This window comes from Brachybacterium sp. NPDC056505, from assembly GCF_042794925.1.
GTDB lineage: Bacteria > Actinomycetota > Actinomycetes > Actinomycetales > Dermabacteraceae > Brachybacterium > Brachybacterium kimchii.
This window is the reverse complement of record NZ_JBHTSV010000041.1, coordinates 1-23,167: the sequence shown is the minus strand read 5'-3', so window position 1 is coordinate 23,167 and position 23,167 is coordinate 1. Positions and strand designations below refer to the sequence as shown.

Genomic DNA, 23,167 nt, shown 5'->3' with positions numbered 1-23,167 from the left:
CGGCGGGGAGCATCCCCGCCGCTCGGATCCCGGAGCCCACGACGGGCGTCACCCCTGAGGGTGGCGCCCGTCGTCGCATGCGGGAGAGCGGGAGGGCGACGTCGCACCTGCGGACGAGCCGCAGGACAGGGCACACTAGGGGCATGACCACCGCTCTCGAAGACCACCCCGTCCACACCTGGCTCACCGACATGGACGGTGTCCTCGTCCACGAGCAGTCGGCCCTGCCGGGCGCCGCGGACTTCATCGCCGCCCTCCAGCAGTTCGACCGCCCCTTCCTGGTGCTCACGAACAACTCGATCTTCACGCCCCGGGATCTGCGGGCACGGCTCTCGCGCAGCGGCATCGACATCCCCGAGCAGGCGATCTGGACGAGTGCGCTGGCCACCGCCCGCTTCCTCGCCGAGCAGGCTCCCGGATCCTCCGCCTACGTGATCGGCGAGGCCGGGCTCACGAGCGCCATGCACGAGGAGGGCTTCATCCTGGCCGACACGGACGTCGAGTTCGTGGTCCTGGGGGAGACCCGCACGTACTCCTTCGAGTCGATCACCCGGGCGATCCGCCTCATCGACAAGGGCGCGAAGTTCATCGCCACCAACCCGGACGTGTCCGGCCCGAGCGCCGAGGGGCCGCTGCCGGCCACCGGCTCGGTCGCCGCGATGATCACCGCCGCCACGGGCATCCACCCGTACTACGTGGGCAAGCCCAACCCGCTCATGATGCGCACCGCCCTGAACCGCATCGGAGCGCACTCCGAGACCTCCGTGATGATCGGCGACCGGATGGACACCGATGTGAAGTCCGGTCTCGAGGCGGGCATGCGCTCCGTGCTCGTGCTCACGGGCTCGACGGCGCAGCGGGACATTGAGAAGTACCCGTTCCGGCCGACGACCGTGCTGCCCGGCATCTCCGACCTGGTCCCGCTCATCGAGCAGCTCACCCCGCACGAGGCCGTCGAGCTCGACGAGGACTGAGGGAGCCGGCGTCCCGGCGCCTCCCGGCTGGGACGGCGCGACCCGCGCCCACCTGCACGTGAGAGGATCGGGGTCATGCTGCGCTGGCTCACGGCCGGGGAATCCCACGGCCCCTCCCTCATCTCCCTGCTCGACGGCGTCCCCGCCGGGATCGAGCTGACCAGTGACGATCTGCGCTCCGCTCTCGCGCGCCGCCGCCTCGGCCACGGCCGCGGCAGCCGCCAGAAGTTCGAGCAGGACGTGGTCGCGATCCACAGCGGCCTCCGTCACGGCCTCACCCTGGGCTCCCCGCTCGCGATCGAGATCGCGAACTCCGAATGGCCCAAGTGGGAGAAGGTCATGTCGGCCGACCCCGTGCTGCGCGAGGACCTGCTGATCGACGCGGGCACGGGCGACGAGCGCGAGATCGCCCGCAACCGCCCCCTCACACGGCCCCGCCCGGGCCACGCCGACCTCTCCGGCATGCTCAAGTACGGCTTCGAGGACGCCCGCCCCGTGCTCGAGCGCGCGAGCGCCCGGGAGACCGCCGCCCGGGTCGCCGCCGGACGCGTCGCCGCGGCCCTGCTCGAGCAGGCCGCCGGCATCCGCCTGGTCTCCCACACGCTGGCCGTGGGCACGGTGCGCGTCCCCGAGGACGCCGAGCTCCCCCAGCCGGCCGACTCCTCGCGCCTGGACGAGGACCCGCTGCGCTGCTTCGACCCCGCGACCTCGGAGGCCATGGTCGCCGAGGTCGACGCCGCGAAGGCCGACGGCGACACCCTGGGCGGCGTCGTCGAGGTCCTCGCCTACGGGGTGCCCGTGGGTCTGGGGTCCCACACCCAGTGGGACCGCAAGCTCGACGGCCGGCTCGCGCAGGCGATCATGTCGATCCAGGCCATGAAGGGCGTCGAGATCGGCGACGGCTTCACGACCGCCGCGCGTCGGGGCTCCCGCGCCCACGACGAGATCCTGCCCGCGCAGGACGCGGGGGAGGACCGCGAGTACCCGCGCGTGACCAACCGCGCCGGCGGCCTCGAGGGCGGCATGAGCAACGGTCAGGTCATCCGCGTGCGCGGCGCCCTCAAGCCGATCTCGACGGTCCCGCGCGCCCTGCGCACCGTGGACGTCACGACCGGCGGCGAGGCCACCGCGAACCACCAGCGGTCCGACGTCTGCGCCGTCGCGCCCGCCGCGGTGATCGCTGAGGCCATGGTCGCGCTCGTCCTCGCCGACGCCCTGCTCGAGAAGACCGGCGGCGACAGCGTCGAGGAGATCCGCGCCCACCTCGCCGAGACCGTCGCCCAGCAGTCGCGCCTCGGCGGCGCCCCGTCGGCGTGAGCACGGTGCCCACCGACCCGACCCCGGCGGCCCCCGCGCCCGGCGGAGAGGATCCCGTCCCCACGACGCCGCGCGGGCCGCGCCTGGTGCTCATCGGACCCATGGGCGCGGGGAAGACCACCATCGGCCGCGAGGTCGCGCGCCGGCTCGGCGTGTCCTTCGCCGACCTCGACGAGCTGATCATCGAGGCCGCGGGCCGCAGCATCCCGGAGATCTTCGCAGCCCAGGGCGAGAGCGCCTTCCGCGACCTCGAGGCGCGGGTGCTCGCCCTCGCTCTCGAGGCGCACACGGGAGTGCTCGCCCTGGGCGGCGGCGCCGTCGTCGCCGAGGACTCGCGCGCCCTCGTCGCCGCCAGGCCCGCCGTGCTGCTCGAGATCGACGAGGAGACGGCCCGCTCCCGCGTGGGACGGGGCCGGGGCCGGCCGATGCTCGGCGGCGAGGACCCGCTGGGCCGCTGGCGCACCCTCACCGACGCCCGCATGCCTCTCTACCGCGAGGCCGCGCGCTGGAGCATCGACGCGACCGACGGCGGGATCGACCGGATCGCCCGCCGCATCATCGAGACCCTGGAGGGCGCCGAGCCGCCCGCACCGAAGGAGCACGCATGAGCCCCGAGAACCCCACCGGCACCGAAGCCCCCGACACCACCGTCATCCCCGTGGCCACGCCCACGGGCGGCTACGACGTCGTCGTGGGCCGCGGGCTGCTCGCGGACCTGCCGCAGCGCATCCCCGCGCGCGCCCGCCGCGTCGTCATCGTCCACCAGCCCAGCCTGCGCACCGTCGCCGAGGAGCTGGTCGAGGCAGTCTCCGCGACCGACCGCTCCGCCTTCCTCGCCGAGATCCCCGACGGCGAGGAGGCGAAGACCGCGCAGGTCGCGGGCTTCCTCTGGCAGGTGTGCGGGCAGGCGGAGATCTCCCGGAGCGACCTCGTGATCGGGCTCGGCGGCGGCGCCGCGACCGACGTCGCCGGCTTCGTCGCGGCGACCTGGCTGCGCGGCATCGACGTGCTGCAGGTGCCCACCACGGTCGCCGCCATGGTCGATGCGGCCGTCGGCGGGAAGACCGGCATCAACACCGCCGAGGGCAAGAACCTCGTGGGCTCCTTCCACCCGCCGATCGCCGTGATCGAGGACCTCGATGTGCTCGCCGGGCTCGGCGCGCACGACGTCGCCGCGGGCCTCGCCGAGGTCGTGAAGGCCGGCTTCATCGAGGACACGCGCATCCTCGAGGTCGTCGAGGCCGACCCCGCCGCGGTGCTCGACATCTCCACCCCCGCCTTCCGCGAGATCATGGAGCGCGCGATCCGCGTGAAGGCCCGCGTGGTCTCCGCCGACCTCACGGAGGCCGGGGAGCGCGAGATCCTCAACTACGGCCACACCCTGGGCCACGCCATCGAGCACAACGAGCGCTACCAGTGGCGCCACGGCGCCGCGGTGTCCGTGGGCATGATGTTCGCGGCCGAGCTCGCCCACCTCGCCGGCAAGCTCTCCGAGGCCGACGTGGACCGCCATCGCGACGTCCTCGTCTCCCTGGGACTGCCCACGACCTACCGCGGGCGCCAGTGGCCCAAGCTCGAGGAGGCCATGAAGCGCGACAAGAAGTCGCGCGCCGGCCTGCTGCGTTTCGTGGTCCTCGACCGCGTCGGCAAGGTCTCGCGCCTCGAGGGGCCCGACCCGGCGCTGCTGCTCTCCGCCTACTCCGCGATCGCCGAGGACTGAGAGCAATGGGGGCGACGGAGCACGCCGCGCACGCCGGTGGCGACCGCGGCGACGGGTCCGGCGGCGTCGTGCGCGTGCGCGGGATCGAGCTCGGCGCCGGCGTCCCCGAGATCATCGTCCCGCTCACCGGCGCTGACGAGCGCAGCGTGCTCGCCCAGGCCGAGCGCGCGCGCACGGCGCCGGCCCGGATCATCGAGTGGCGCGCAGACCTGCTCGCCCCGTCGGCGCCCGCGGCCGAGCACCGCGAGCGGGTGCTCGGGGCCCTGCCCGCCCTGCGCGAGGTCCTCGCGCCCGAGCAGGCGCTCCTGCTCACCGTGCGCACCGCCGCCGAGGGCGGAGGACGGGCCCTCACGGACGAGGACCTCTCCGCGCTTCTGCGCGCCGGGATCGCCCTGCGCGGCGCGGATGGCAGCGCGCTCGTCGACATGGTCGACGTGGAGAGCGCACGCGCACCGGAGGCCGTCGGCGCCGTGATCGGCGCAGCCCATGAGGCGGGCGTCGCCGCGGTCGGCTCCTTCCACGATTTCGCCGCGACGCCCCCGCGCGAGGAGATCCTCGCGACGCTGCGCGCGCAGCGGGCCCTCGGGGCCGACGTCGCCAAGATCGCCGTCACCCCGCGCACCGCGGACGACGTGCTCGTCCTGCTCGCGGCGAGCCTCGAGGCCGCGCGGGACGGGGCGGGGCCCCATCTGGCGATCTCGATGGGATCCCTGGGAGCGGTCAGCCGCGTCGCGGCCGAGGTGTTCGGATCCTGCGCGACCTTCGCGACGGCGGGAGAGGCCTCCGCCCCCGGTCAGCTCGGGGCCGACGAGGTCTCCCGCATGCTCGCGGCGCTGCGCCCCTGAGGACGCTCAGCGGCGCTCGTCGTCCTCGGGCGCCGGTGTCGGCTCGGCGTCGACGCTCCCGGTCGGGAAGTCCACCGGGTCCTCCGGCGGGAGAGGGGGTTCGACGCTCTCCTCGTCACCGATCGCGCGGCGCTCGAACTCCGCGGCGTCGTCGTCCGGGATCGTGGCGTCGTCGGCGAAATCGTCGTTCGACTCGTCCACCACCGGGATCGCGCCCGTCTCGAGGGCCACGCGGTGCCGCTCGTCCTTGCGCACCCGGCGCACGAGCGATTTCATCTGCGAGGCCGAGAGCGTCACCTGCCACTCCCCGTGGGAGGGCAGGTGCCAGCGGCGCCAGGCCGCGAGGCCCGCGAGCAGAGCACCGAGCGCGACCGCCGCGAGCACCCAGGCGGAGGGCAGGCCCAGCGCCGCGACGCCCCAGGTCGCGACGGCCGTGACCAGCGCGCCCGTCGCGTACAGCGGGCCTCCGCCGAAGATCGCGGGGACACGCCCCACGAGCACGTCGCGGATCACGCCGCCGCCCACAGCGCTGGTGACGCCCAGCAGGACCGCCGGCAGCGGCTCGAGGCCGTATCCGATCGACTTCGCGGTGCCGGTCGCCGCCCACAGCGCCATCGCGAGGATGTCCAGACCGGTGACGGCGCGGCGCCACCAGGTGGCCTCCGCCGCGATCAGGTAGGAGAAGGCGGAGCCGGCGAGAGCGCACGCGAGATAGAGGGGCCCGTCGAACGCCGCGGGCGGGTCGACGCCGATGATGAGGTCGCGGACGATGCCTCCGCCGAGCCCGGCGACGATGCCGATGATCGCGAAGCCCACCGCGTCGAAGTTCAGGCGGGAGGCGAGCGCACCGGCCGCGACACCCATGATGAACACGCCCGCCAGGTCCAGCCCGCGGAGGAGGTCGTTGGTGACCAGCAGTTCGAGGGGATCCACGAGCACGACCGTAGTATGCGCGGGCCCTCGGGGCGATGGGTCGCGGACGGGATGTGACGGCGATGACCGGCGTCCTCCGCGGCCCGTACGATCTGGAGCATGCACAGTCCGACCACCGGCGCGGCCTCCGCGCGCGACGCCGTTGCCGGCGACGACGACCGCCGCGCCGCCCGCGATGCCGGCCGCGACACGGCTCCCGGGCTCGTCCGCCTCGGCCTGACCGGCGGCATCGGCGCCGGCAAGTCGAGCGTCGCGGCGATCTGGCGGGAGGCAGGGACCACCGTCATCGATCTCGACGCGCATTCCCGCGCCGTGCTGGACGTCCCCGGTGAGGGCGTCGAGGAGGCCGTGGCCCGCTTCGGCGAGGAGTACCGCGCGCCCTCGGGCACGATCGACCGGTCGGCCCTCGCCCGTCTCGTCTTCGCCGACGCGGCGGCCCGCGCGGATCTCGAGGAGATCGTGCTGACGAGGGTCGATGCCGCCGTCGAGGAGGCGGAGCACGAGGCCGCCGCGGCGGGGGAGCGGCTCGTCGTCCACGACAGCCCGCTGCTGCTCGAGAAGCACCACGAGGATGAGTACGCGCGCGTGGTCGCGGTGCTCGCCCCCCGCGAGGAGCGGATCGACCGCGTGGTGCGCGACCGCGGCCGCGACCGCGCCTACGTCGAGTCCGTGATGGCGGCGCAGGCCACGGACCTCGAGCGGATCCGGCGTGCGGACCGCCTGCTGCTGAACAACGCCGACGCGGGCACCCTGCGCACGCGCTCGCTGACCCTCCTCGAGGATCTGCGCCGGGAGCTGCTCGGCGAACCCGGCGGTCCCGTCGACCCCACTCCGCGGACAGTACGCGTCCGCTCTCACACGCAGGATGTCCGGCCCGGGACGTAGGCTCGAGCCATGCGCCCCGTCACCGACCTCACCCGCTCCGTCAACCCCTTCGAGGTGGTCTCCGAGTACCGTCCGTCGGGCGACCAGCCGCAGGCGATCGACGACCTCGCGCGCCGGATCAACGACGGCGAGCAGGACGTCGTGCTGCTGGGCGCGACCGGCACCGGCAAGAGCGCGACCACGGCCTGGCTGATCGAGCAGCTGCAGCGGCCGACCCTCGTGATGGCGCACAACAAGACCCTGGCCGCGCAGCTCGCGAGCGAGTTCCGCGATCTGCTGCCGCACAACGCCGTCGAGTACTTCGTCTCCTACTACGACTACTACCAGCCGGAGGCGTACGTCCCGCAGTCGGACACCTACATCGAGAAGGACTCCTCGATCAACGCGGAGGTCGAGCGCCTGCGTCACAGCGCGACGAACTCGCTGCTGACCAGACGGGACGTCGTCGTCGTCTCCTCCGTGTCCTGCATCTACGGCCTGGGCACGCCGCAGGAGTACGTGGACCGCATGGCGCGGCTCAAGCGCGGCGACGAGGTGGATCGCGACGACCTGCTGCGGCGCTTCGTGGACATGCAGTACGACCGCAACGACGTCGAGTTCGTGCGCGGCACCTTCCGGGTGCGCGGGGACACCGTCGAGATCATCCCGATGTACGAGGAGCTCGCGATCCGCATCGAGTTCTTCGGCGACGAGATCGACGCGATCTACACCCTCCACCCCGTCACCGGGGAGGTGATCCGCGAGGAGGAGGACATCCACATCTTCCCCGCCTCCCACTACGTCGCCGGCCCCGAGCGGCTCGCCAAGGCGATCGACTCGATCGAGTCGGAGCTGGGGGAGAGGCTCACGGAGCTCGAGGGCCAGAACAAGCTGCTCGAGGCGCAGCGCCTGCGCATGCGCACCGCCCACGACCTCGAGATGCTGCGCCAGGTGGGCACCACCAACGGCGTCGAGAACTACTCGCGCCACCTCGACGGCCGCGGCCCCGGCACCCCGCCGAACACCCTCATGGACTACTTCCCCGAGGACTTCCTGCTGGTCATCGACGAGTCCCACGTCACCGTCCCGCAGATCGGGGCGATGTACGAGGGGGACCGCTCCCGCAAGCGCACGCTCGTGGACTTCGGCTTCCGCCTGCCCAGCGCCCTCGACAACCGCCCCCTGACCTTCGGCGAGTTCACCGAGCGCACCGGCCAGACCGTCTACCTCTCGGCGACGCCCGCCGACTACGAGCTGGGCCGCAGCGACGGGGTGGTCGAGCAGATCATCCGGCCGACGGGCCTCATCGACCCCGAGGTCATCGTCAAGCCCGTCAAGGGGCAGATCGACGACCTGCGCGCCGAGATCGAGAAGCGCGTCGAGCGCGACGAGCGCGTGCTCGTCACCACGCTCACCAAGCGCATGGCCGAGGACCTCACCGACTACCTGCTGGAGAACGGGGTGCGCGTGCAGTACCTGCACTCCGACGTCGACACCCTGCGGCGCGTCGAGCTGCTGCGCTCGCTGCGCCAGGGCGAGTACGACGTGCTGGTGGGCATCAACCTGCTGCGCGAGGGCCTGGACCTCCCCGAGGTCTCCCTGGTCTCGATCCTCGATGCCGACAAGGAGGGGTTCCTGCGCTCGCGCACCTCCCTCATCCAGACCATCGGCCGCGCGGCCCGCAACGTCTCCGGCCAGGTGCACATGTACGCCGACACCGTCACCGACTCCATGCGCGAGGCGATCGACGAGACCAACCGTCGTCGCGAGAAGCAGATCGCGTACAACACCGAGCACGGCATCGATCCGACCCCGCTGCGCAAGAAGATCGCGGACGTCACGGACATGCTCGCCCGCGAGGACATCGACACCGACACCCTGCTCGCGACCGATTACCGCTCGGGCAAGGAGCGCGTCAGCCGCGACCGTGCCCGGGCGAACGTCGTGGACGCGGTCTCCTCGCGCACGGTGGACCTGGGCGACGACCCGGTGGGCGCGCTCAGCGAGATGATCGACGAGATGACGGCCCAGATGCACCAGGCCGCGGAGACCCTGCAGTTCGAGGTCGCGGCACGCATGCGCGACGAGGTCCAGGAGCTCAAGAAGGAGCTCAAGCAGGTCCAGCGCAGCGCGTCTTGAGGGACTGCACCCCGCGCGTCACTTCTCCGCGGAGCGCTCCACGATCTGCAGGTCCAGCAGGAAGTCGACGTCGCTCGCGGGGAAGAGCAGACGGCCCGCCGCGTCGGCCGCCTCCTGCACTGCTCGGGCGGCGGCCTCGGCCTGCGCGGCGGGGGCGTGGACGATGACCTCGTCGTGGAGGAAGTAGGCGAGGTGCGCCCGGCGCGCGAAGGCCGGGCCGGACGGCGTCGCCGCTTGCTCCGGATCCACAGGGTCGAGCGCGGCGAGGGCGAGCCGCAGGCCCGCCATCCACGCGAGCGCCCACTCGGCCGCCGTGCCCTGCACGATGAAGTTCCGGGTGAAACGTCCGCGATCGCGGGCCGCGCGGCGCGAGCGCTCCTGCTCGCCCTCGCCGGCGTCGGGCGCGTTCGCCCGCAGCTGGGCCTCGGACCAGGCGGGATCGGGAGGGGGAGACGAGCGTCCCAGCCAGGTGGTGACGGTGCTGCCGCGCTCCCCGGTCGCGGCGGCGTCGTCGACCAGTCGCATGGCCCGGGGGAAGCGCTCGCGCAGCCGCGGCACCACCCGCGCGCTGTCCCCGGTGGTGCCGCCGTAGAGCGCACCGAGCACGCCGATCTTGGCTTCCTGGCGGGTGGCGACGATCCCGGCGTCGACGATGCCCGAGTAGAGGTCCTTCCCCGCGCCGGCCGCGGTCATCGCCCGGTCGCCGGACATGGCGGCGAGCACGCGCGGCTCGAGCTGGGAGACGTCGGCGCTGACCAGGCGCCACCCCGGATCAGCTCGGAGGGACGGTCGCAGGCGCCGCGGGATCTGCAGGGCCCCGCCGCCGCTGCTCGCCCAGCGCCCGGTGACCACCCCGCCGGGCACGTAGACGGGCCGGTAGCGGCCCTCGTGCACCCACTCCTCGAGCCAGTGCCAGCCGTTCGCGGTGAGCAGCCTCGACATCTTCTTGTACCGCAGCAGCGGCTCGATCACGGGGTGGTCGATCTCCTGGAGCTCCCACTGGGAGGTCGAGGAGACGTCGAGGCCGGCGCGTCGCAGCGCGCGCAGCAGGCGCGGCGGGGAGTCGATGCTCAGCAGCGGATCGTCCAGCGCGGTGCGGACCTCGGCGGCGGCCTGCGCCATCCGGGCGGGCACCTGGTCGCGGCGCGGTCGCGGCCCCAGGGCCTCGGTAAGGATGCGGTCGTGCTCGACGACGTCCCAGGGGATGCCTGCGGCATGCATCTCCGCGGCGACGAGCGCGCCCGCCGACTCGGAGGCGAGCAGGAGCCGCAGCCGCGAGGGCTCGACGCAGCCCGCGACCGCCGCCTGCTGACGGGCGTGCTCGGCGAGCACCTCGTCCACGCCCTGGGGGACGCCTCCCGTGCGGCCCGCCGCGTCGAGATCAAAAAGCGTCGCCCCGGAGCCGCGGCCCTCCCGCTCCGCCTCGACGAGATCCTCGGGAGTCTCCCAGGCCCGCGCCTCGATCAGCGGTGCCGCCTCCGCCTCGCGCACGAGCGCGGAGCGCGCGAGGATGGTGTGGGAGAGACGCAGGTCGTGGCAGCGGCGCAGGCGCACCCCGGCGCGCAGCAGCGCGGGACACCAGGTCGCCGCGTCCGGCAGCACCCAGCGCGGGGACGACCGCGGCCCCAGGGCGGCGCCGTCGTCCTCACTCCCGCCGCTCTCGATCTCGCGGGCGCGATCCGGCCAGGCCTCGTAGGCGACCGTCTCGAGGCCGACCCTCTCGCCCTGCGCATCGAGTGCGACGAGCACGATCCGGCCCTCGGCCCCGCGCGCGACGACGATCGACGCCGGCGGGGGCCCTTCGGGATCCGGCGTGCTCACCAGCCCCGCTCGCGCCACTCGCCGAGCTGCGGGCGCTCCGCGCCAAGGGTGGTGTCGCCCCCGTGACCGGGGTAGACCCAGGTGCTGTCCGGGAGCACGTCGAAGATGCGGTGCTCGACGTCGTCGAGCAGCGAGGTGAAGCGCTGCGCATCGCCCTGGGTCGCGCCGACGCCGCCGGGGAACAGCGAGTCGCCCGTGAACAGGTGGTCGCCGTCCTCGCCGCCGCGCCACAGCAGCGCGATCGAGCCGGGGGTGTGGCCGCGCAGACCGATCACGTGCAGGTCGTTCACGCCGACGCGGATCAGCGCGCCGTCCTCGAGGGGCTCGTCCGTCGGCGTCGGGATGTCGCGCACGTCGGCGGCGCCCGCGGAGGTGCGCGCGCCCGTGGCCGCCACGAGCTGGGAGAGGGCGCCCACGTGGTCGTGGTGGCTGTGGGTGGTGACGATCGAGTCGAGGCGGCTCGAGGGGGAGCCCTCGCGCACCAGGCGCAGCAGCCGCGGCAGATCGGCCGCGGCGTCCACGAGCAGCTGCGCGCCGGACACCCGGCAGGTCAGCAGGTAGCTGTTGTTGTCCATGGGGCCCACGGACGCCTTGCGGATCACGAGGGTCGTCATGCGACGGGTCGCCGTGGGGCCGTCGACCTCGACGTGGCCGTCGTAGGCGCTGCCGGCGTGGCCCCCGGTCGCGGAGACGACGTCCTCGTCCTGGGTCGGGGTGCGGTTCTCGGGCGCGGGGTGCTCGCTCATGCTCCTCAGTATGGCGCGCCGCGCTGATCTCTCCCATCGCGCGCCTCGCCACGCGAGAATCGGCCGACGGCGTCAGCGGACATGCGCGTGTCCGCGGAGCGCGGAATCGGGGTGGCAGCGGACTCACCGGGCCCTCGCGCGTCGGTCCCCGCTCGTAGGATGGGACGTGTGAGTGACACCCTCCTGGTCCGCGGCGCACGCGAGCACAACCTCAAGAACGTCGACATCGAGATCCCGCGCGAGCACCTGATCGTCTTCTCCGGCCTCTCGGGGTCCGGCAAGAGCTCCCTGGCCTTCGACACCATCTTCGCCGAGGGCCAGCGCCGCTACGTGGAATCGCTCTCCGCCTACGCCCGCCAGTTCCTGGGGCAGATGGACAAGCCGCGCGTGGACCTCATCGAGGGCCTCTCCCCGGCGGTCTCGATCGACCAGAAGTCCACCAACCGCAACCCGCGCTCGACGGTCGGAACGATCACCGAGGTGTACGACTACCTGCGCCTGCTGTTCTCCCGCACCGGCGTCCAGCACTGCCCCGTGTGCGGGGCGCGCGTGACGAGCTCGAGCGCGGAGCAGATCGTGGACGTGCTGCTCGGCGAGGAGTCCGGGACCCGCTTCCAGCTGCTCGCGCCGGTGGTGCGCGGGCGCAAGGGCGAGCACGCCGACCTGCTGAGCTCCCTGCGCTCGGAGGGCTATGCGCGCGCCCGCGTCGACGGCGAGGTGCGCCGCCTGGACGAGGAGATCTCCCTCGACAAGAAGTACAAGCACACGATCGAGGTGGTCGTCGACCGCCTGGCCGCGAAGCCCGACGCGCGCCGCCGGCTCACCGACTCCGTGGAGACCGCGCTGCGCCTGGCCGACGGCCTGCTCGTCGTGGACTTCGTGGACCGCGAGGCCGACGCCGAGGACCGCTCCCGCCGCTTCTCCGAGAAGCGCGCGTGCCCCAACGACCACCCGCTCACCCTCGACGACATCGAGCCGCGCTCCTTCTCGTTCAACGCGCCCTACGGCGCGTGCCCCGAGTGCACCGGCCTGGGCATGCGCCTCGAGGTCGACCCGGAGCTCGTGATCCCCGACGAGGACCTGAGCCTCGCGGAGGGCGCGATCGCCCCCTGGACGATGGGCCACGCCGACCACCACCAGCAGGTGATGGCCGGCCTCGCCGAAGAGCTCGCGTTCTCCCTCGACACCCCGTGGCGGGCGCTGCCCGAGCGCGCGAAGGAGGCGCTGCTGCACGGCAACGACTTCAAGGTCCACGTGCGCTACCGCAACCGCTTCGGCCGCGAGCGCACGTACTCCACGGGCTTCGAGGGCGTCATCCACTACCTCGAGCGCCGCCACGAGGACACGGAGTCCGACTGGGCCAAGGACCGCTACGAGCAGTTCATGCGCGAGGTGCCCTGCCCCGCCTGCGGCGGCGCCCGCCTGCGGCCCGAGGTGCTCGCGGTCACCGTGGGGGACCGCTCGATCGCCGAGGTCTGCGACCTCTCGATCCGCGAGGCGCACGCCTTCCTCGGAGGCCTCGAGCTGGGCGTCAAGGAGGCGCAGATCGCCTCCGAGGTGCTGCGCGAGATCGAGGCCCGCCTGGGCTTCCTGCTCGACGTCGGCCTGGACTACCTGACGCTCGCCCGCGCGGCCGGCACCCTCTCGGGCGGGGAGGCGCAGCGCATCCGCCTGGCCACCCAGATCGGCTCGGGCCTGGTGGGCGTGCTCTACGTGCTCGACGAACCGTCGATCGGGCTGCACCAGCGGGACAACGAGCGCCTCATCGGGACCCTCACGCGCCTGCGGGACCTCGGCAACACCCTGATCGTCGTCGAGCATGACGAGGACACCCTCAACGCCGCCGACTGGATCGTGGACATCGGCCCCCTCGCCGGGGAGCGCGGTGGCCACGTCATCCACTCGGGCGACCTCGCGGGTCTCAAGTCCAACCCCGAGTCCCTCACCGGCCAGTACCTCAGCGGGAAGCTCTCGATCCCGGTGCCGCCCGTCCGCCGGCCCGTCGACAGGGAGCGCCGGGTCACGGTGCACGGGGCCCGCGAGAACAACCTCAAGAACGTCGACGTCTCCTTCCCGCTCGGCACCTTCACCGCCGTCACCGGCGTGTCCGGCTCGGGCAAGTCGACTCTCGTGAACGACATCCTGTACTCGGTGCTCGCCCGCGAGCTCAACGGCGCGCGCACCGTCGCCGGCCGTCACAAGCGCGTGACGGGGCTCGAGAGCCTCGACAAGGTCGTGCACGTCGACCAGTCGCCCATCGGGCGCACCCCGCGCTCGAACCCGGCGACCTACACGGGCGTGTGGGACCGGGTGCGCACCCTGTTCGCCCAGACCTCCGAGGCGAAGGTGCGCGGCTACAAGGCCGGGCGCTTCTCCTTCAACGTCAAGGGCGGGCGCTGCGAGACCTGCTCGGGCGACGGCACCATCAAGATCGAGATGAACTTCCTCCCCGACGTCTACGTGACCTGCGAGGTCTGCCACGGGGCGCGGTACAACCGCGAGACCCTCGAGGTGCACTTCAAGGGCAAGAACGTCGCCGAGGTCCTCGACATGCCGATCGAGGAGGCCGTCGAGTTCTTCGACGCGGTGCCGGCGATCCGGCGCCAGCTGCAGACGCTCGACGACGTGGGCCTGGGCTACGTCCGCCTCGGCCAGAGCGCGACCACGCTCTCCGGCGGCGAGGCCCAGCGCGTGAAGCTCGCCTCCGAGCTGCACAAGCGCTCCAACGGACGCACGATCTACGTGCTCGACGAGCCCACCACCGGGCTGCACTTCGAGGACGTCCGCAAGCTCCTCGAGGTCCTCGGCGGCCTCGTCGACAAGGGCAACACGGTGATCGTCATCGAGCACAACCTCGACGTCATCAAGAGCGCCGACCACGTCATCGACCTGGGGCCCGAGGGCGGGGACGGAGGCGGCCGCGTGGTCGCCACCGGCACCCCCGAGGACGTCGCGCGCGTGGGCGCCTCCCACACCGGCCGGTTCCTGCTGCCGGTCCTCGAGGCGGGGAGGCAGTGACCGCCCTCCATGGCTGATCCGTCGACCTACCGTCCCGCCACCGGGACCATCCCGACCTCCCCGGGCGTCTACCGCTTCCGCGACGCCGACTCCCGGGTGATCTACGTCGGCAAGGCGAAGAATCTGCGGGCGCGCCTGTCGAACTACTTCCAGGACCTCTCGGCCCTCCACGAGCGCACCCGGCGGATGGTCACCACGGCGACCGGCGTCGAGTGGACGGTGGTGCGCACCGAGGTCGAGGCGCTGACCCTCGAGTACACGTGGATCAAGGAGTTCGATCCGCGGTTCAACGTGAAGTTCCGCGACGACAAGTCCTACCCCTACCTCGCCGTGACGATGGGGGAGGAGGTGCCGCGCGTGCACATCACGCGCCGGCCGCGCACCAAGGGCGACCGCGTCTTCGGCCCCTACACGCAGGTGTGGGCGATCCGCGAGACCCTCGACCTGATGCTCCGCGTCTTCCCCGTGCGCTCGTGCACCCCGGGCGTCTACCGCCGCGCCGAGAGGTCCGGGCGGCCCTGCCTGCTGGGCTTCATCGGCAAGTGCTCGGCGCCGTGCGTGGGCGACATCTCCGTGGAGGACCACCGCCGCCTGGCCGAGCAGTTCAGCGACTTCATGGCCGGCAACACCGGCGCCTACCTGCGGCGCATCGAGAAGCGCATGCGCGAGGCCGCCGCCGCCCAGGACTACGAGACCGCCGCCGGGCTGCGCGACGACCTGCAGGCGCTCGAGAAGGTCATGGAGAAGAACTCCGTGGTGCTCTCCGACGCGACCGACGCGGACCTCGTCGCCCTCGTCCAGGACGAGCTCGAGGCCTCCATCCAGGTCTTCCACGTGCGCGGCGGCAGGATCCGCGGCCAGCGCGGCTGGACCGCCGAGATCCTCGACGAGTCCGGCCCCGGCGACCTCATGGAGCGCGCGCTGGCGACCCTGTACACCGACGGAGAGGCCCCCGCCGAGGTGCTCGTGAGCGAGATGCCGACCAACGCGGACCAGGTGCGGGAGCTCGTCGGCCGCCGGGTCGACCTGCGCGTGCCCCGCCGCGGGGAGAAGAAGGAGCTGCTGGAGACCGTCGGCGCCAATGCGGAGGAGGCCCTGCGCCTGCATCGGCTGCGCCGCACGGGCGACCTCACCGCCCGCACGAAGGCTCTCGAGGATCTCGGGGAGGCGCTCGACCTCGCGGAGCCCCCGCTGCGCATCGAGTGCTTCGACATCTCCCACTCCCAGGGCACGAACGTCGTCGGCTCCCAGGTGGTCTTCGAGGACGGGCTGCCCAAGAAGAGCGAGTACCGCCGCTACTCGGTGACCGGGGAGGCCGCGCGCGACGACACCGCCTCCATGTACGACGTCATCCGCCGCCGTCTCCAGCGCCACCTCGATCCCGCCCCCGCGGACGACGAGGACGCCCGGCGCTTCGCCTACCCGCCCGCGCTGATCCTCGTCGACGGCGGGCAGCCGCAGGTCGCGGCCGCGCAGCGGGCCTTCGAGGACCTCGGCGTCACCGACATCGCCCTCGCCGGCATCGCCAAGCGGCTCGAGGAGATCTGGCTGCCCGGCGACGACTACCCCGTGATCCTGCCCCGCACCAGCGAGGCGCTGTTCCTCGTCCAGCGCCTGCGCGACGAGGCCCACCGCTTCGCGATCTCCTACCACCGCTCCAAGCGCGGGCGCGCGATGCAGGCGAGCGCCCTGGACGGCGTGCCGGGCCTGGGCCCCGCCCGTCGGCGCGCCCTGCTCGATCGCTTCACGACGGTCGCGAACATCCGCGAGGCCGACGAGGAGACCCTGCAGGAGGTCCAGGGCATCGGGCCGCAGCTCGCCGCGCAGGTCCTTGCGACCCTGCGCGGAGACGAGCCGGGTCCGGCGGTCGACATGGCGACGGGCGAGATCCTCGAGTGACCCGTGCGCGGCGCCGGGGCGATCCTCACCACGGATCCCTCGGCGTCCATCCGCGGGCGGTACCCTTCACCAGCACGAGGACGAAGACGACGACCCCCCGACCCCGACCCTGACGAAGGAGCAGCATCCATGTCGCAGGACAGCAGCGTCCCGGAGTCCGCGCCCGCCGAGGGCGCAGCGGAGCCGGAGCCCGATCGGGCCGCGCCGCCCGGCGACGTCGTGATCATCACGGGCCTCGCGGGCGCAGGTCGGGAGACGGCCGCCCATGCGCTCGAGGACCTGGGCTGGTACGTCGTCTACAACATCGCGCCGCAGCTGATCCCGCGCCTCTACGAGCTCCAGCAGCAGGCCGAGGGCCGCGAGACCCGCTTCGCCGTGGTCGTCGACCCCCGCTCCGGCCCGTTCTTCTCCGAGCTGTCCCAGGTGATCGAGCAGATGCGCGCCTCCGAGATGCGGGTGCGGCTGGTCTTCCTCACCGCCGACGAGCACACCCTCGTGCGCCGCTTCGACTCCGTGCGCCGTCCCCACCCGCTGCAGGGGGAGGAGGGCGTGCTCGAGGGCATCCGCCGCGAGCGCGAGATGCTCGCGCCCTACCGGCGCCTGGCCGACGTCGCGATCGACACCTCGCCGCTGAACGTGCACCAGCTGACGATGAAGATGCGCACCACCTTCGGCTCCCACAGCGAGCAGGCGCTCACCGTGAACGTCATGTCCTTCGGCTTCAAGTACGGGATCCCGATCGAGGCCGACCACGTCAGCGACGTCCGCTTCATCCCCAACCCGTACTGGGTGCCCGAGCTTCGCTCCCAGCGCGGCACGGACCCGGCGGTCGCCGAGTTCGTGCTCGCCGACCCCAACGGCGCCGAGTTCGCCGCCCGATACCTCGACATGATCCGTCCCGTGCTGCGCGGGTACTCGGCGGAGAACAAGCACTTCACGACGATCGCGATCGGCTGCACGGGCGGCAAGCACCGCTCGGTGGCGATGGCGGAGAAGATCGGGGAGGACCTGCGCCAGGCGGGCTTCGCGGTGCGCGTGCGCCACCGGGATCTGGGGCGCGAGTGAGCGCCGGACTGCCCCCGCACCTGCGCCGCGGCCCGCGCCGGGCGCTGTCCGCGCCGCGCCGCGCGGTCGCCCTCGGCGGCGGCCACGGGCTCGCCGCGAACCTGCGCTCCCTGCGGCTGCTGGTCGACGACATCACCGCCGTGGTCACGGTCGCCGACGACGGAGGCTCCTCGGGGCGCATCCGCGCCGAGCTGCCCGTGCTGCCGCCCGGGGACCTGCGGATGGCGCTCGCGGCGCTCTGCGAGGACTCCGACTGGGGCGCGTTCTGGCACGACGCCGTCCAGCACCGCTTCGTCACCGACGGCGACCTCGACGGCCACGCCCTCGGCAACCTCATGATCGTGGCCATGTGGCAGATCCTCGAGGACCCGATCGCGGGACTGGACCGGATCGGCGAGCTGCTCGGCGCCCGCGGACGGGTCCTGCCCATGGCCCTGGACCCGCTGGACATCGAGGCGCAGGTGGCCTTCGCGGACGGCACCCGCGGCACGGTGCGCGGCCAGGCGCACGTCGCGAAGGTCCCCGGACGGGTCGAGTCGATGCGCCTGATCCCGGAGCGGCCGCGGGTTCCCCAGGAGGTGCTGCGCGCGATCGCCGACGCCGACTGGGTGATCGTCGGCCCCGGCTCCTGGTACACGTCGGTGCTGCCGCACCTGCAGATCCCCGAGATCGCGGAGGCCCTGCGCACCACCCGTGCCCACCGCTGCGTGGTCATGAACCTCTCCTCCGGGGGAGAGGAGATCGAGGGGATGCGCAGCACGGACCTGCTGCGCGTGCTGCTGGACAGCGCGCCCGAGACGAGCTTCGACACCGTGATCGCCGATCCGACGGCCCTCGAGGACGCGGTCGAGCTCGCGGAGTTCGCGCGCACACGAGGAATACGTACCCTGCTGAGGCAGGTGAGCGTGGGCGGCGGGGTGCCGGTCCACGACCCGGTGCGGCTCGCCGCCGCCTACCGCGACGTGTTCGACGGCGTGTACGGGGATGTCGAGGGGACGCAGGACGAGGAGGAGGGGACTCAGGATGGCACTGACCGCTGACGCCAAGGAGGAGCTGTCCCGGATCGACGTGGCGCGCCCGTCGGCCCGCAAGGCGGAGGCCGCGGCGATGCTGCGCTTCGCGGGCGGCCTGCATCTGCAGGGCGGGCGCGTGGTGATCGAGGCCGAGCTGGACAGCGCGGCGACCGCGCGGCGGCTGCGCGCGATCATCGCCGACGTCTACGGGCACGGCAGTGAGATCGCGGTGCTCGCGCCGTCGGGGATCCGCCGCTCGACGACGTACATCGTGCGGGTGCACGGCGACGGCGCGGTGCTCGCCCGCCAGACGGGCCTGCTGGACGCCCGCGGGCGTCCCGTGCGCGGGATGCCGCCCGCCGTCGTCGGCGGCGCCGCGGTGGACGCCGAGGCCGCCTGGCGCGGCGCCTTCCTCGCCCGCGGCTCGCTCACCGAGCCGGGCCGCAGCTCCGCGCTCGAGCTCGGCTGCCCGGGGCCCGAGGTCGCGCTCGCGATGGTGGGGGCCGCCCGGCGCCTGGGCATCGCCTCGAAGGCCCGCGAGGTCCGCGGGGGCGACCGCGTGGTGCTGCGCGACGGCGACGCGATCGCCGCGCTGCTCACGCGCATGGGCGCCCACCAGACCGTGCTGGTCTGGGAGGAGCGGCGCACGCGCCGCGAGGTCCGCGCGACCGCCCACCGCCTCGCGAACTTCGACGACGCCAACCTGCGCCGCTCGGCGCGGGCCGCGGTCGCCGCGGGGCAGCGCGTGGAGCGGGCGCTGGAGATCCTGGGCGACGAGGTCCCCGAGCACCTGCGCGAGGCGGGCCGCCTGCGCGTCGAGCACCGTCAGGCGAGCCTCGAGGAGCTGGGCCGCCACGCCGATCCGCCGATGACCAAGGACGCGGTCGCGGGGCGCATCCGCCGCCTGCTCGCGATGGCGGACAAGCGCGCCGAGGAGCTCGGAGTCCCCGGCACCGACGAGGTCGGCGAGGGCGGCGAGGACGCGCGCTCCTGAGCCGGGGGCCGCGCGGCGGTCCAGGGAGCGGACCCGTTCCGACGTGACCCAGTGCATTGATAGACTGATCCGCGGTCGTGATCGTCGTCTCGGGTTCCCGGGAGGCGCCGCGGTCGTCCGAGCGTACGAGGGCGTGCGCGACACATATCCCCGCAGCCTCCTGGGCTGCGATCCAAGGAGGAACCGTGACCACTAAGGTCGGAATCAACGGATTCGGTCGCATCGGGCGCAACTTCCTGCGCGCCGCCCTCGAGCAGGGTGCCGACATCGAGGTCGTGGGCGTCAACGATCTGACGGACAACGCGACGCTCGCCAACCTCATCAAGTACGACTCCATCGGCGGCGTCCTGCCCTACGAGGTCAGCCACGACGACGACTCCATCACCGTCGGCGACCTCACCTTCAAGGCCTTCGCCGAGCGCGACCCGAAGAACATCCCGTGGGGCGAGATCGGCGCGGACGTCGTCATCGAGTCCACCGGCATCTTCACCGACGCCGAGAAGGCCAAGGCCCACCTCGAGGGCGGTGCGAAGAAGGTCATCATCTCCGCTCCGGCGAAGAACGAGGACGCGACCTTCGTCATCGGCGTGAACGAGGGCGACTACGACCCGGCGAAGCACGACATCGTCTCGAACGCCTCGTGCACCACCAACAGCCTCGCCCCCGTGGCCAAGGTGCTGAACGACGAGTTCGGCATCGTCAAGGGCCTCATGACCACGGTCCACGCCTACACCTCGGATCAGGTCCTGCAGGACGGCCCGCACAAGGACCCGCGCCGCGCCCGCGCCGCCGCCCTGAACATCGTGCCCACCACGACCGGCGCCGCCAAGGCCGTCGCGCTCGTGCTGCCCGAGCTCAAGGGCAAGCTCGACGGCTACTCGCTGCGCGTGCCGGTCCCCACCGGCTCGATCACGGACCTCACCTTCGAGGCCTCCCGCGAGGTCACCGCCGAGGAGATCAACGCCGCGGTGAAGAAGGCCGCCGAGGGCCCGCTCAAGGGCATCCTGCGGTACACCGAGGACCCGATCGTCTCCAAGGACATCGAGCACGATCCGCACTCCTCGATCTTCGACAGCCAGCTCACCAAGGTGAACGGCAACCTCGTCAAGGTCTTCACCTGGTACGACAACGAGTGGGGCTTCTCCAACCGCCTCGTCGAGCTCACCTCGCTCGTCGGCAAGAGCCTCTGACCCTCTCCCTCACGGAGATCGGGTCCGACGGAGCCCGTCCGGCGCCGCCCCTGCGAGGCGCGGCCCGGGCGGGCTCCGTCGCACGCACCCCTCGACACTAGGAGCCAACCCCGTGCTGAAGACCATCGCGTCGCTCGGCGACCTGCGCGGCAAGCGGGTCATCGTCCGCGCCGACCTCAACGTGCCGCTGGACGGCACCACGATCACCGACGACGGCCGCATCCGCGCCGCCCTGCCCACGATCTCGACGCTCACAGGCGCTGGTGCGCGCGTCGTCGTGATCTCCCACCTCGGTCGCCCGAAGGGCGCCCCCGAGGAGAAGTACTCGCTGCGCCCCGTCGTCGGGCGGCTGTCCGAGCTCCTCGGCGCCGACGTCGCCTTCGCGAGCGACACCGTGGGCGACAGCGCCCGGGAGACCGTGGACGCCCTCGCCGACGGCCGGGTCGCGATCCTCGAGAACCTCCGCTTCAACCCGGGGGAGACCTCGAAGGACGAGGGCGAGCGCCGCGCGTTCGCCGAGCAGATCGCCGCGCTCGGCGACGCCTTCGTCTCCGACGGCTTCGGCGTCGTGCACCGCAAGCAGGCCTCCGTGTACGAGCTCGCGCAGCTGCTGCCCTCCGCCGCTGGCGAGCTCGTGACCAGCGAGGTCGAGGCGCTGCGCAAGGTGACCGACGACCCGGAGCGCCCCTTCGTGGTGATCCTCGGCGGCGCTAAGATCGCCGACAAGCTCGGCGTCATCGAGAACCTGCTGACCAAGGCCGATCGAATCCTCATCGGCGGCGGCATGGCGTACACCTTCCTCAAGGCCCAGGGCCACGAGATCGGCAAGTCCCTGCTGGACGCCGAGCGCGTCGACACCGTGCGCCAGTACCTCGAGACGGCGCAGGAGAACGGCGTCGAGCTCGTGCTGCCCGTGGACACGGTCGTCGCGCGGGAGTTCTCGGCCGACGCGGAGCCGACGACGGTCCCCGCCGACCAGATCCCCGCCGACCAGGAGGGCATGGACATCGGCCCGAGGACCGCGGAGCTGTTCGCGGAGAAGATCGCCGATGCGCGAACCGTCTTCTGGAACGGCCCGATGGGTGTCTTCGAGTTCGAGACCTTCGCTCGTGGCACGAAGGACGTCGCCACGGCCCTTGCCGGGGCCGACGGCTTCACCGTGATCGGCGGCGGCGACTCCGCGGCCGCCGTCCGCACCCTGGGCTTCGACGAGTCCGCGTTCTCGCACATCTCGACCGGCGGCGGTGCGAGCCTCGAGCTGATCGAGGGCAAGGAGCTGCCGGGCATCGCCGTCCTGGAGGAGGACCACGCATGAGCACCACCCGCACCCCGCTGATGGCGGGCAACTGGAAGATGAACCTCGACTGGAAGCAGGGCCTGTCCCTCGTCGAGGACCTGGGCGACGCCCTCAAGGGCCTGGACACCTCCGCGGTCGAGGCGGCCGTGCTGCCTCCGTTCGTGGACCTGCGCACTGTGCAGACGGCCGTGGACGCCGGGAAGCTCCCGATCTCCTTTGGGTCCCAGGACGTGTCCGAGCACGAGTCCGGTGCGTTCACCGGCGAGGTCTCCGCCTCCATGCTCACCGCCCTCGGCGCGACCTACGCGACCATCGGCCACTCCGAGCGCCGCCAGTACCACGGTGAGACCGAGCAGGTCACGAACGCCAAGGTGAAGGCGGCCCTCGGCGGAGGGCTCACGCCGATCCTCTGCGTCGGCGAGCCGCTCGAGGAGCGGAAGGCGGGCACGCAGGTCGAGTACACGCTCGCCCAGCTCGAGGGCGGGCTCGAGGGCGTCGACGCCGCACAGGTCGGTTCCCTCGTCGTCGCCTACGAGCCGGTCTGGGCGATCGGCACCGGCGAGGTCGCGACCCCGGACGACGCCCAGGAGGTGTGCGGCGCGATCCGCGACTGGGTGCGCACCGCCCACGGCGAGGCCGCGGCGGATGCCGTGCGCGTCCTCTACGGCGGCTCCGTGAAGTCCTCGAACGTCGCCGAGCTGATGACGAAGCCCGATGTGGACGGCGCCCTCGTGGGCGGGGCCTCGCTGAAGGCCGACGAGTTCGCGAAGATCGTCCGCTACCAGGACGCCTGAGCGGCGCGACCGGACGAGGAGCCGAACGGCTCACATCCGGCGGGGCGGGTCCGGCGACGGATCCGCCCCGTGTCGTATCCTGGCGCAGTTCCAACGTCCCGTGAGGAGAGTCCGTGGACCTCAACCTGCTCAAGCTGATCCTGCAGATCGTGCTGGCGATCACCGGCGTCGCAGTGATCCTGCTGGTGCTGCTGCACCGCGGCAAGGGCGGCGGCCTGTCCGACATGTTCGGCGGCGGCGTGTCCTCCTCCGCGAGCGCCTCCGGCGTCGCCGAGCGCAACCTCGACCGCCTCACGGTCACCCTCGCCGTCGTGTTCGGCGCCGCGGCCGTGGGCCTGGGAGTGATCGAGCGCTTCATGTGATCGTCCGACGCGCAGCGCGCGTGCGGCAGCCGTCCGAGAGGCCGGGAGGATCCGATCCTCCCGGCCTCTCGTCACTCTCGGCAGCGGACGGGCCCGGAGCCGATGGGCCCGAGCGGCGACGCGTCCGAGCAGCGACGCGGCGCGCCGCCGCACAGCGAGAGGGCCCGACCGCGCAC

General features: G+C 72.7%; 19 protein-coding genes. 16 read left to right on the top strand and 3 right to left on the bottom strand.

What is annotated here, in order from left to right:
* The first annotated feature begins 143 nt into the window (after window positions 1–143).
* The 5 genes from ACFQ53_RS15470 to aroD all read left to right on the top strand — a co-directional run bounded on the left by ACFQ53_RS15470 (window position 144) and on the right by aroD (window position 4,856).
* A complete protein-coding gene (locus ACFQ53_RS15470) occupies window positions 144–974 on the top strand; it encodes an HAD-IIA family hydrolase (protein ID WP_152353036.1) in 831 nt (276 codons plus the stop codon).
* 75 nt (window positions 975–1,049) lie between these two features.
* Complete coding sequence (gene aroC, locus ACFQ53_RS15465) at window positions 1,050–2,291, top strand: chorismate synthase (protein ID WP_377861191.1); 1,242 nt, start codon at window positions 1,050–1,052, stop codon at window positions 2,289–2,291.
* Window positions 2,288–2,899 (top strand): shikimate kinase, encoded by a 612-nt coding sequence (locus ACFQ53_RS15460; protein WP_377861189.1) that lies wholly within the window; start codon window positions 2,288–2,290, stop codon window positions 2,897–2,899. Before aroC ends, ACFQ53_RS15460 begins: the two co-directional genes overlap by 4 nt.
* The gene (gene aroB, locus ACFQ53_RS15455) at window positions 2,896–4,011 is read left to right on the top strand and encodes a 3-dehydroquinate synthase (RefSeq protein WP_377861187.1); all 1,116 of its coding nucleotides are present in this window, start codon (window positions 2,896–2,898) and stop codon (window positions 4,009–4,011) included. The genes ACFQ53_RS15460 and aroB overlap by 4 nt, the downstream gene beginning before the upstream one ends.
* Window positions 4,012–4,016: 5 nt before the next feature.
* Window positions 4,017–4,856, top strand: coding sequence for a type I 3-dehydroquinate dehydratase (aroD, locus tag ACFQ53_RS15450; RefSeq protein ID WP_377861185.1), 840 nt, complete (start codon window positions 4,017–4,019; stop codon window positions 4,854–4,856).
* A gap of 6 nt (window positions 4,857–4,862) precedes the next feature.
* Here the strand turns inward: aroD and ACFQ53_RS15445 are convergent, their stop codons facing one another.
* Window positions 4,863–5,789, bottom strand: a complete 927-nt coding sequence (locus ACFQ53_RS15445) for a trimeric intracellular cation channel family protein (protein WP_377861183.1) — start codon at window positions 5,787–5,789, stop codon at window positions 4,863–4,865.
* 99 nt (window positions 5,790–5,888) lie between these two features.
* Between ACFQ53_RS15445 and coaE the strand changes: the two genes are divergently transcribed.
* Both coaE and uvrB read left to right on the top strand, forming a co-directional pair.
* A complete protein-coding gene (gene coaE / locus ACFQ53_RS15440; protein ID WP_377861181.1) occupies window positions 5,889–6,674 on the top strand; it encodes a dephospho-CoA kinase in 786 nt (261 codons plus the stop codon).
* Between the two features lie 9 nt (window positions 6,675–6,683).
* Window positions 6,684–8,792, top strand: a complete 2,109-nt coding sequence (gene uvrB / locus ACFQ53_RS15435; protein ID WP_377861179.1) for an excinuclease ABC subunit UvrB — start codon at window positions 6,684–6,686, stop codon at window positions 8,790–8,792.
* 18 nt (window positions 8,793–8,810) lie between these two features.
* On the opposite strand, the gene ACFQ53_RS15430 is transcribed toward uvrB, so the two are convergent.
* Both ACFQ53_RS15430 and ACFQ53_RS15425 read right to left on the bottom strand, forming a co-directional pair.
* On the bottom strand, window positions 8,811–10,613 hold the full coding sequence (locus tag ACFQ53_RS15430) for a bifunctional 3'-5' exonuclease/DNA polymerase (protein ID WP_377861177.1): 1,803 nt from the start codon (window positions 10,611–10,613) through the stop codon (window positions 8,811–8,813).
* Complete coding sequence (locus tag ACFQ53_RS15425; RefSeq protein ID WP_377861206.1) at window positions 10,610–11,227, bottom strand: MBL fold metallo-hydrolase; 618 nt, start codon at window positions 11,225–11,227, stop codon at window positions 10,610–10,612. The genes ACFQ53_RS15430 and ACFQ53_RS15425 overlap by 4 nt, the downstream gene beginning before the upstream one ends.
* Before the next feature lie 300 nt (window positions 11,228–11,527).
* Between ACFQ53_RS15425 and uvrA the strand changes: the two genes are divergently transcribed.
* From uvrA to secG, 9 genes are all read left to right on the top strand, one after another.
* Window positions 11,528–14,377, top strand: coding sequence for an excinuclease ABC subunit UvrA (gene uvrA, locus ACFQ53_RS15420; protein WP_377861175.1), 2,850 nt, complete (start codon window positions 11,528–11,530; stop codon window positions 14,375–14,377).
* Between the two features lie 9 nt (window positions 14,378–14,386).
* Window positions 14,387–16,276, top strand: a complete 1,890-nt coding sequence (gene uvrC, locus ACFQ53_RS15415; RefSeq protein ID WP_377861173.1) for an excinuclease ABC subunit UvrC — start codon at window positions 14,387–14,389, stop codon at window positions 16,274–16,276.
* Between the two features lie 129 nt (window positions 16,277–16,405).
* The gene (rapZ, locus tag ACFQ53_RS15410) at window positions 16,406–17,341 is read left to right on the top strand and encodes an RNase adapter RapZ (protein WP_249480248.1); all 936 of its coding nucleotides are present in this window, start codon (window positions 16,406–16,408) and stop codon (window positions 17,339–17,341) included.
* 8 nt (window positions 17,342–17,349) lie between these two features.
* Window positions 17,350–18,381 (top strand): uridine diphosphate-N-acetylglucosamine-binding protein YvcK, encoded by a 1,032-nt coding sequence (gene yvcK, locus ACFQ53_RS15405; protein WP_377861204.1) that lies wholly within the window; start codon window positions 17,350–17,352, stop codon window positions 18,379–18,381.
* Complete coding sequence (whiA, locus tag ACFQ53_RS15400; RefSeq protein ID WP_249480247.1) at window positions 18,365–19,348, top strand: DNA-binding protein WhiA; 984 nt, start codon at window positions 18,365–18,367, stop codon at window positions 19,346–19,348. Before yvcK ends, whiA begins: the two co-directional genes overlap by 17 nt.
* A gap of 185 nt (window positions 19,349–19,533) precedes the next feature.
* Entirely contained in the window at window positions 19,534–20,538 is a 1,005-nt protein-coding gene (gene gap / locus ACFQ53_RS15395; RefSeq protein ID WP_200500634.1) for a type I glyceraldehyde-3-phosphate dehydrogenase, read from the top strand.
* 115 nt (window positions 20,539–20,653) lie between these two features.
* Window positions 20,654–21,853, top strand: coding sequence for a phosphoglycerate kinase (locus tag ACFQ53_RS15390; RefSeq protein WP_377861202.1), 1,200 nt, complete (start codon window positions 20,654–20,656; stop codon window positions 21,851–21,853).
* Window positions 21,850–22,629, top strand: a complete 780-nt coding sequence (gene tpiA, locus ACFQ53_RS15385; protein WP_377861170.1) for a triose-phosphate isomerase — start codon at window positions 21,850–21,852, stop codon at window positions 22,627–22,629. The genes ACFQ53_RS15390 and tpiA overlap by 4 nt, the downstream gene beginning before the upstream one ends.
* Window positions 22,630–22,742: 113 nt before the next feature.
* A complete protein-coding gene (secG, locus tag ACFQ53_RS15380; RefSeq protein ID WP_152353021.1) occupies window positions 22,743–22,991 on the top strand; it encodes a preprotein translocase subunit SecG in 249 nt (82 codons plus the stop codon).
* The last annotated feature ends 176 nt before the right edge of the window (window positions 22,992–23,167 follow it).

What these genes read in the sequence shown, in the direction of transcription:
- rapZ (WP_249480248.1), top strand. Translation starts at nt 16,406, where the DNA reads ATGTCGCAGGACAGCAGCGTCCCGGAGTCCGCGCCCGCCGAGGGCGCA.
- aroD (WP_377861185.1), top strand. Translation starts at nt 4,017, where the DNA reads ATGGGGGCGACGGAGCACGCCGCGCACGCCGGTGGCGACCGCGGCGAC.
- tpiA (WP_377861170.1), top strand. Translation starts at nt 21,850, where the DNA reads ATGAGCACCACCCGCACCCCGCTGATGGCGGGCAACTGGAAGATGAAC.
- ACFQ53_RS15470 (WP_152353036.1), top strand. Translation starts at nt 144, where the DNA reads ATGACCACCGCTCTCGAAGACCACCCCGTCCACACCTGGCTCACCGAC.
- uvrC (WP_377861173.1), top strand. Translation starts at nt 14,387, where the DNA reads ATGGCTGATCCGTCGACCTACCGTCCCGCCACCGGGACCATCCCGACC.
- whiA (WP_249480247.1), top strand. Translation starts at nt 18,365, where the DNA reads ATGGCACTGACCGCTGACGCCAAGGAGGAGCTGTCCCGGATCGACGTG.
- aroB (WP_377861187.1), top strand. Translation starts at nt 2,896, where the DNA reads ATGAGCCCCGAGAACCCCACCGGCACCGAAGCCCCCGACACCACCGTC.
- ACFQ53_RS15425 (WP_377861206.1), bottom strand. Translation starts at nt 11,227, where the DNA reads ATGACGACCCTCGTGATCCGCAAGGCGTCCGTGGGCCCCATGGACAAC.
- aroC (WP_377861191.1), top strand. Translation starts at nt 1,050, where the DNA reads ATGCTGCGCTGGCTCACGGCCGGGGAATCCCACGGCCCCTCCCTCATC.
- coaE (WP_377861181.1), top strand. Translation starts at nt 5,889, where the DNA reads ATGCACAGTCCGACCACCGGCGCGGCCTCCGCGCGCGACGCCGTTGCC.
- uvrB (WP_377861179.1), top strand. Translation starts at nt 6,684, where the DNA reads ATGCGCCCCGTCACCGACCTCACCCGCTCCGTCAACCCCTTCGAGGTG.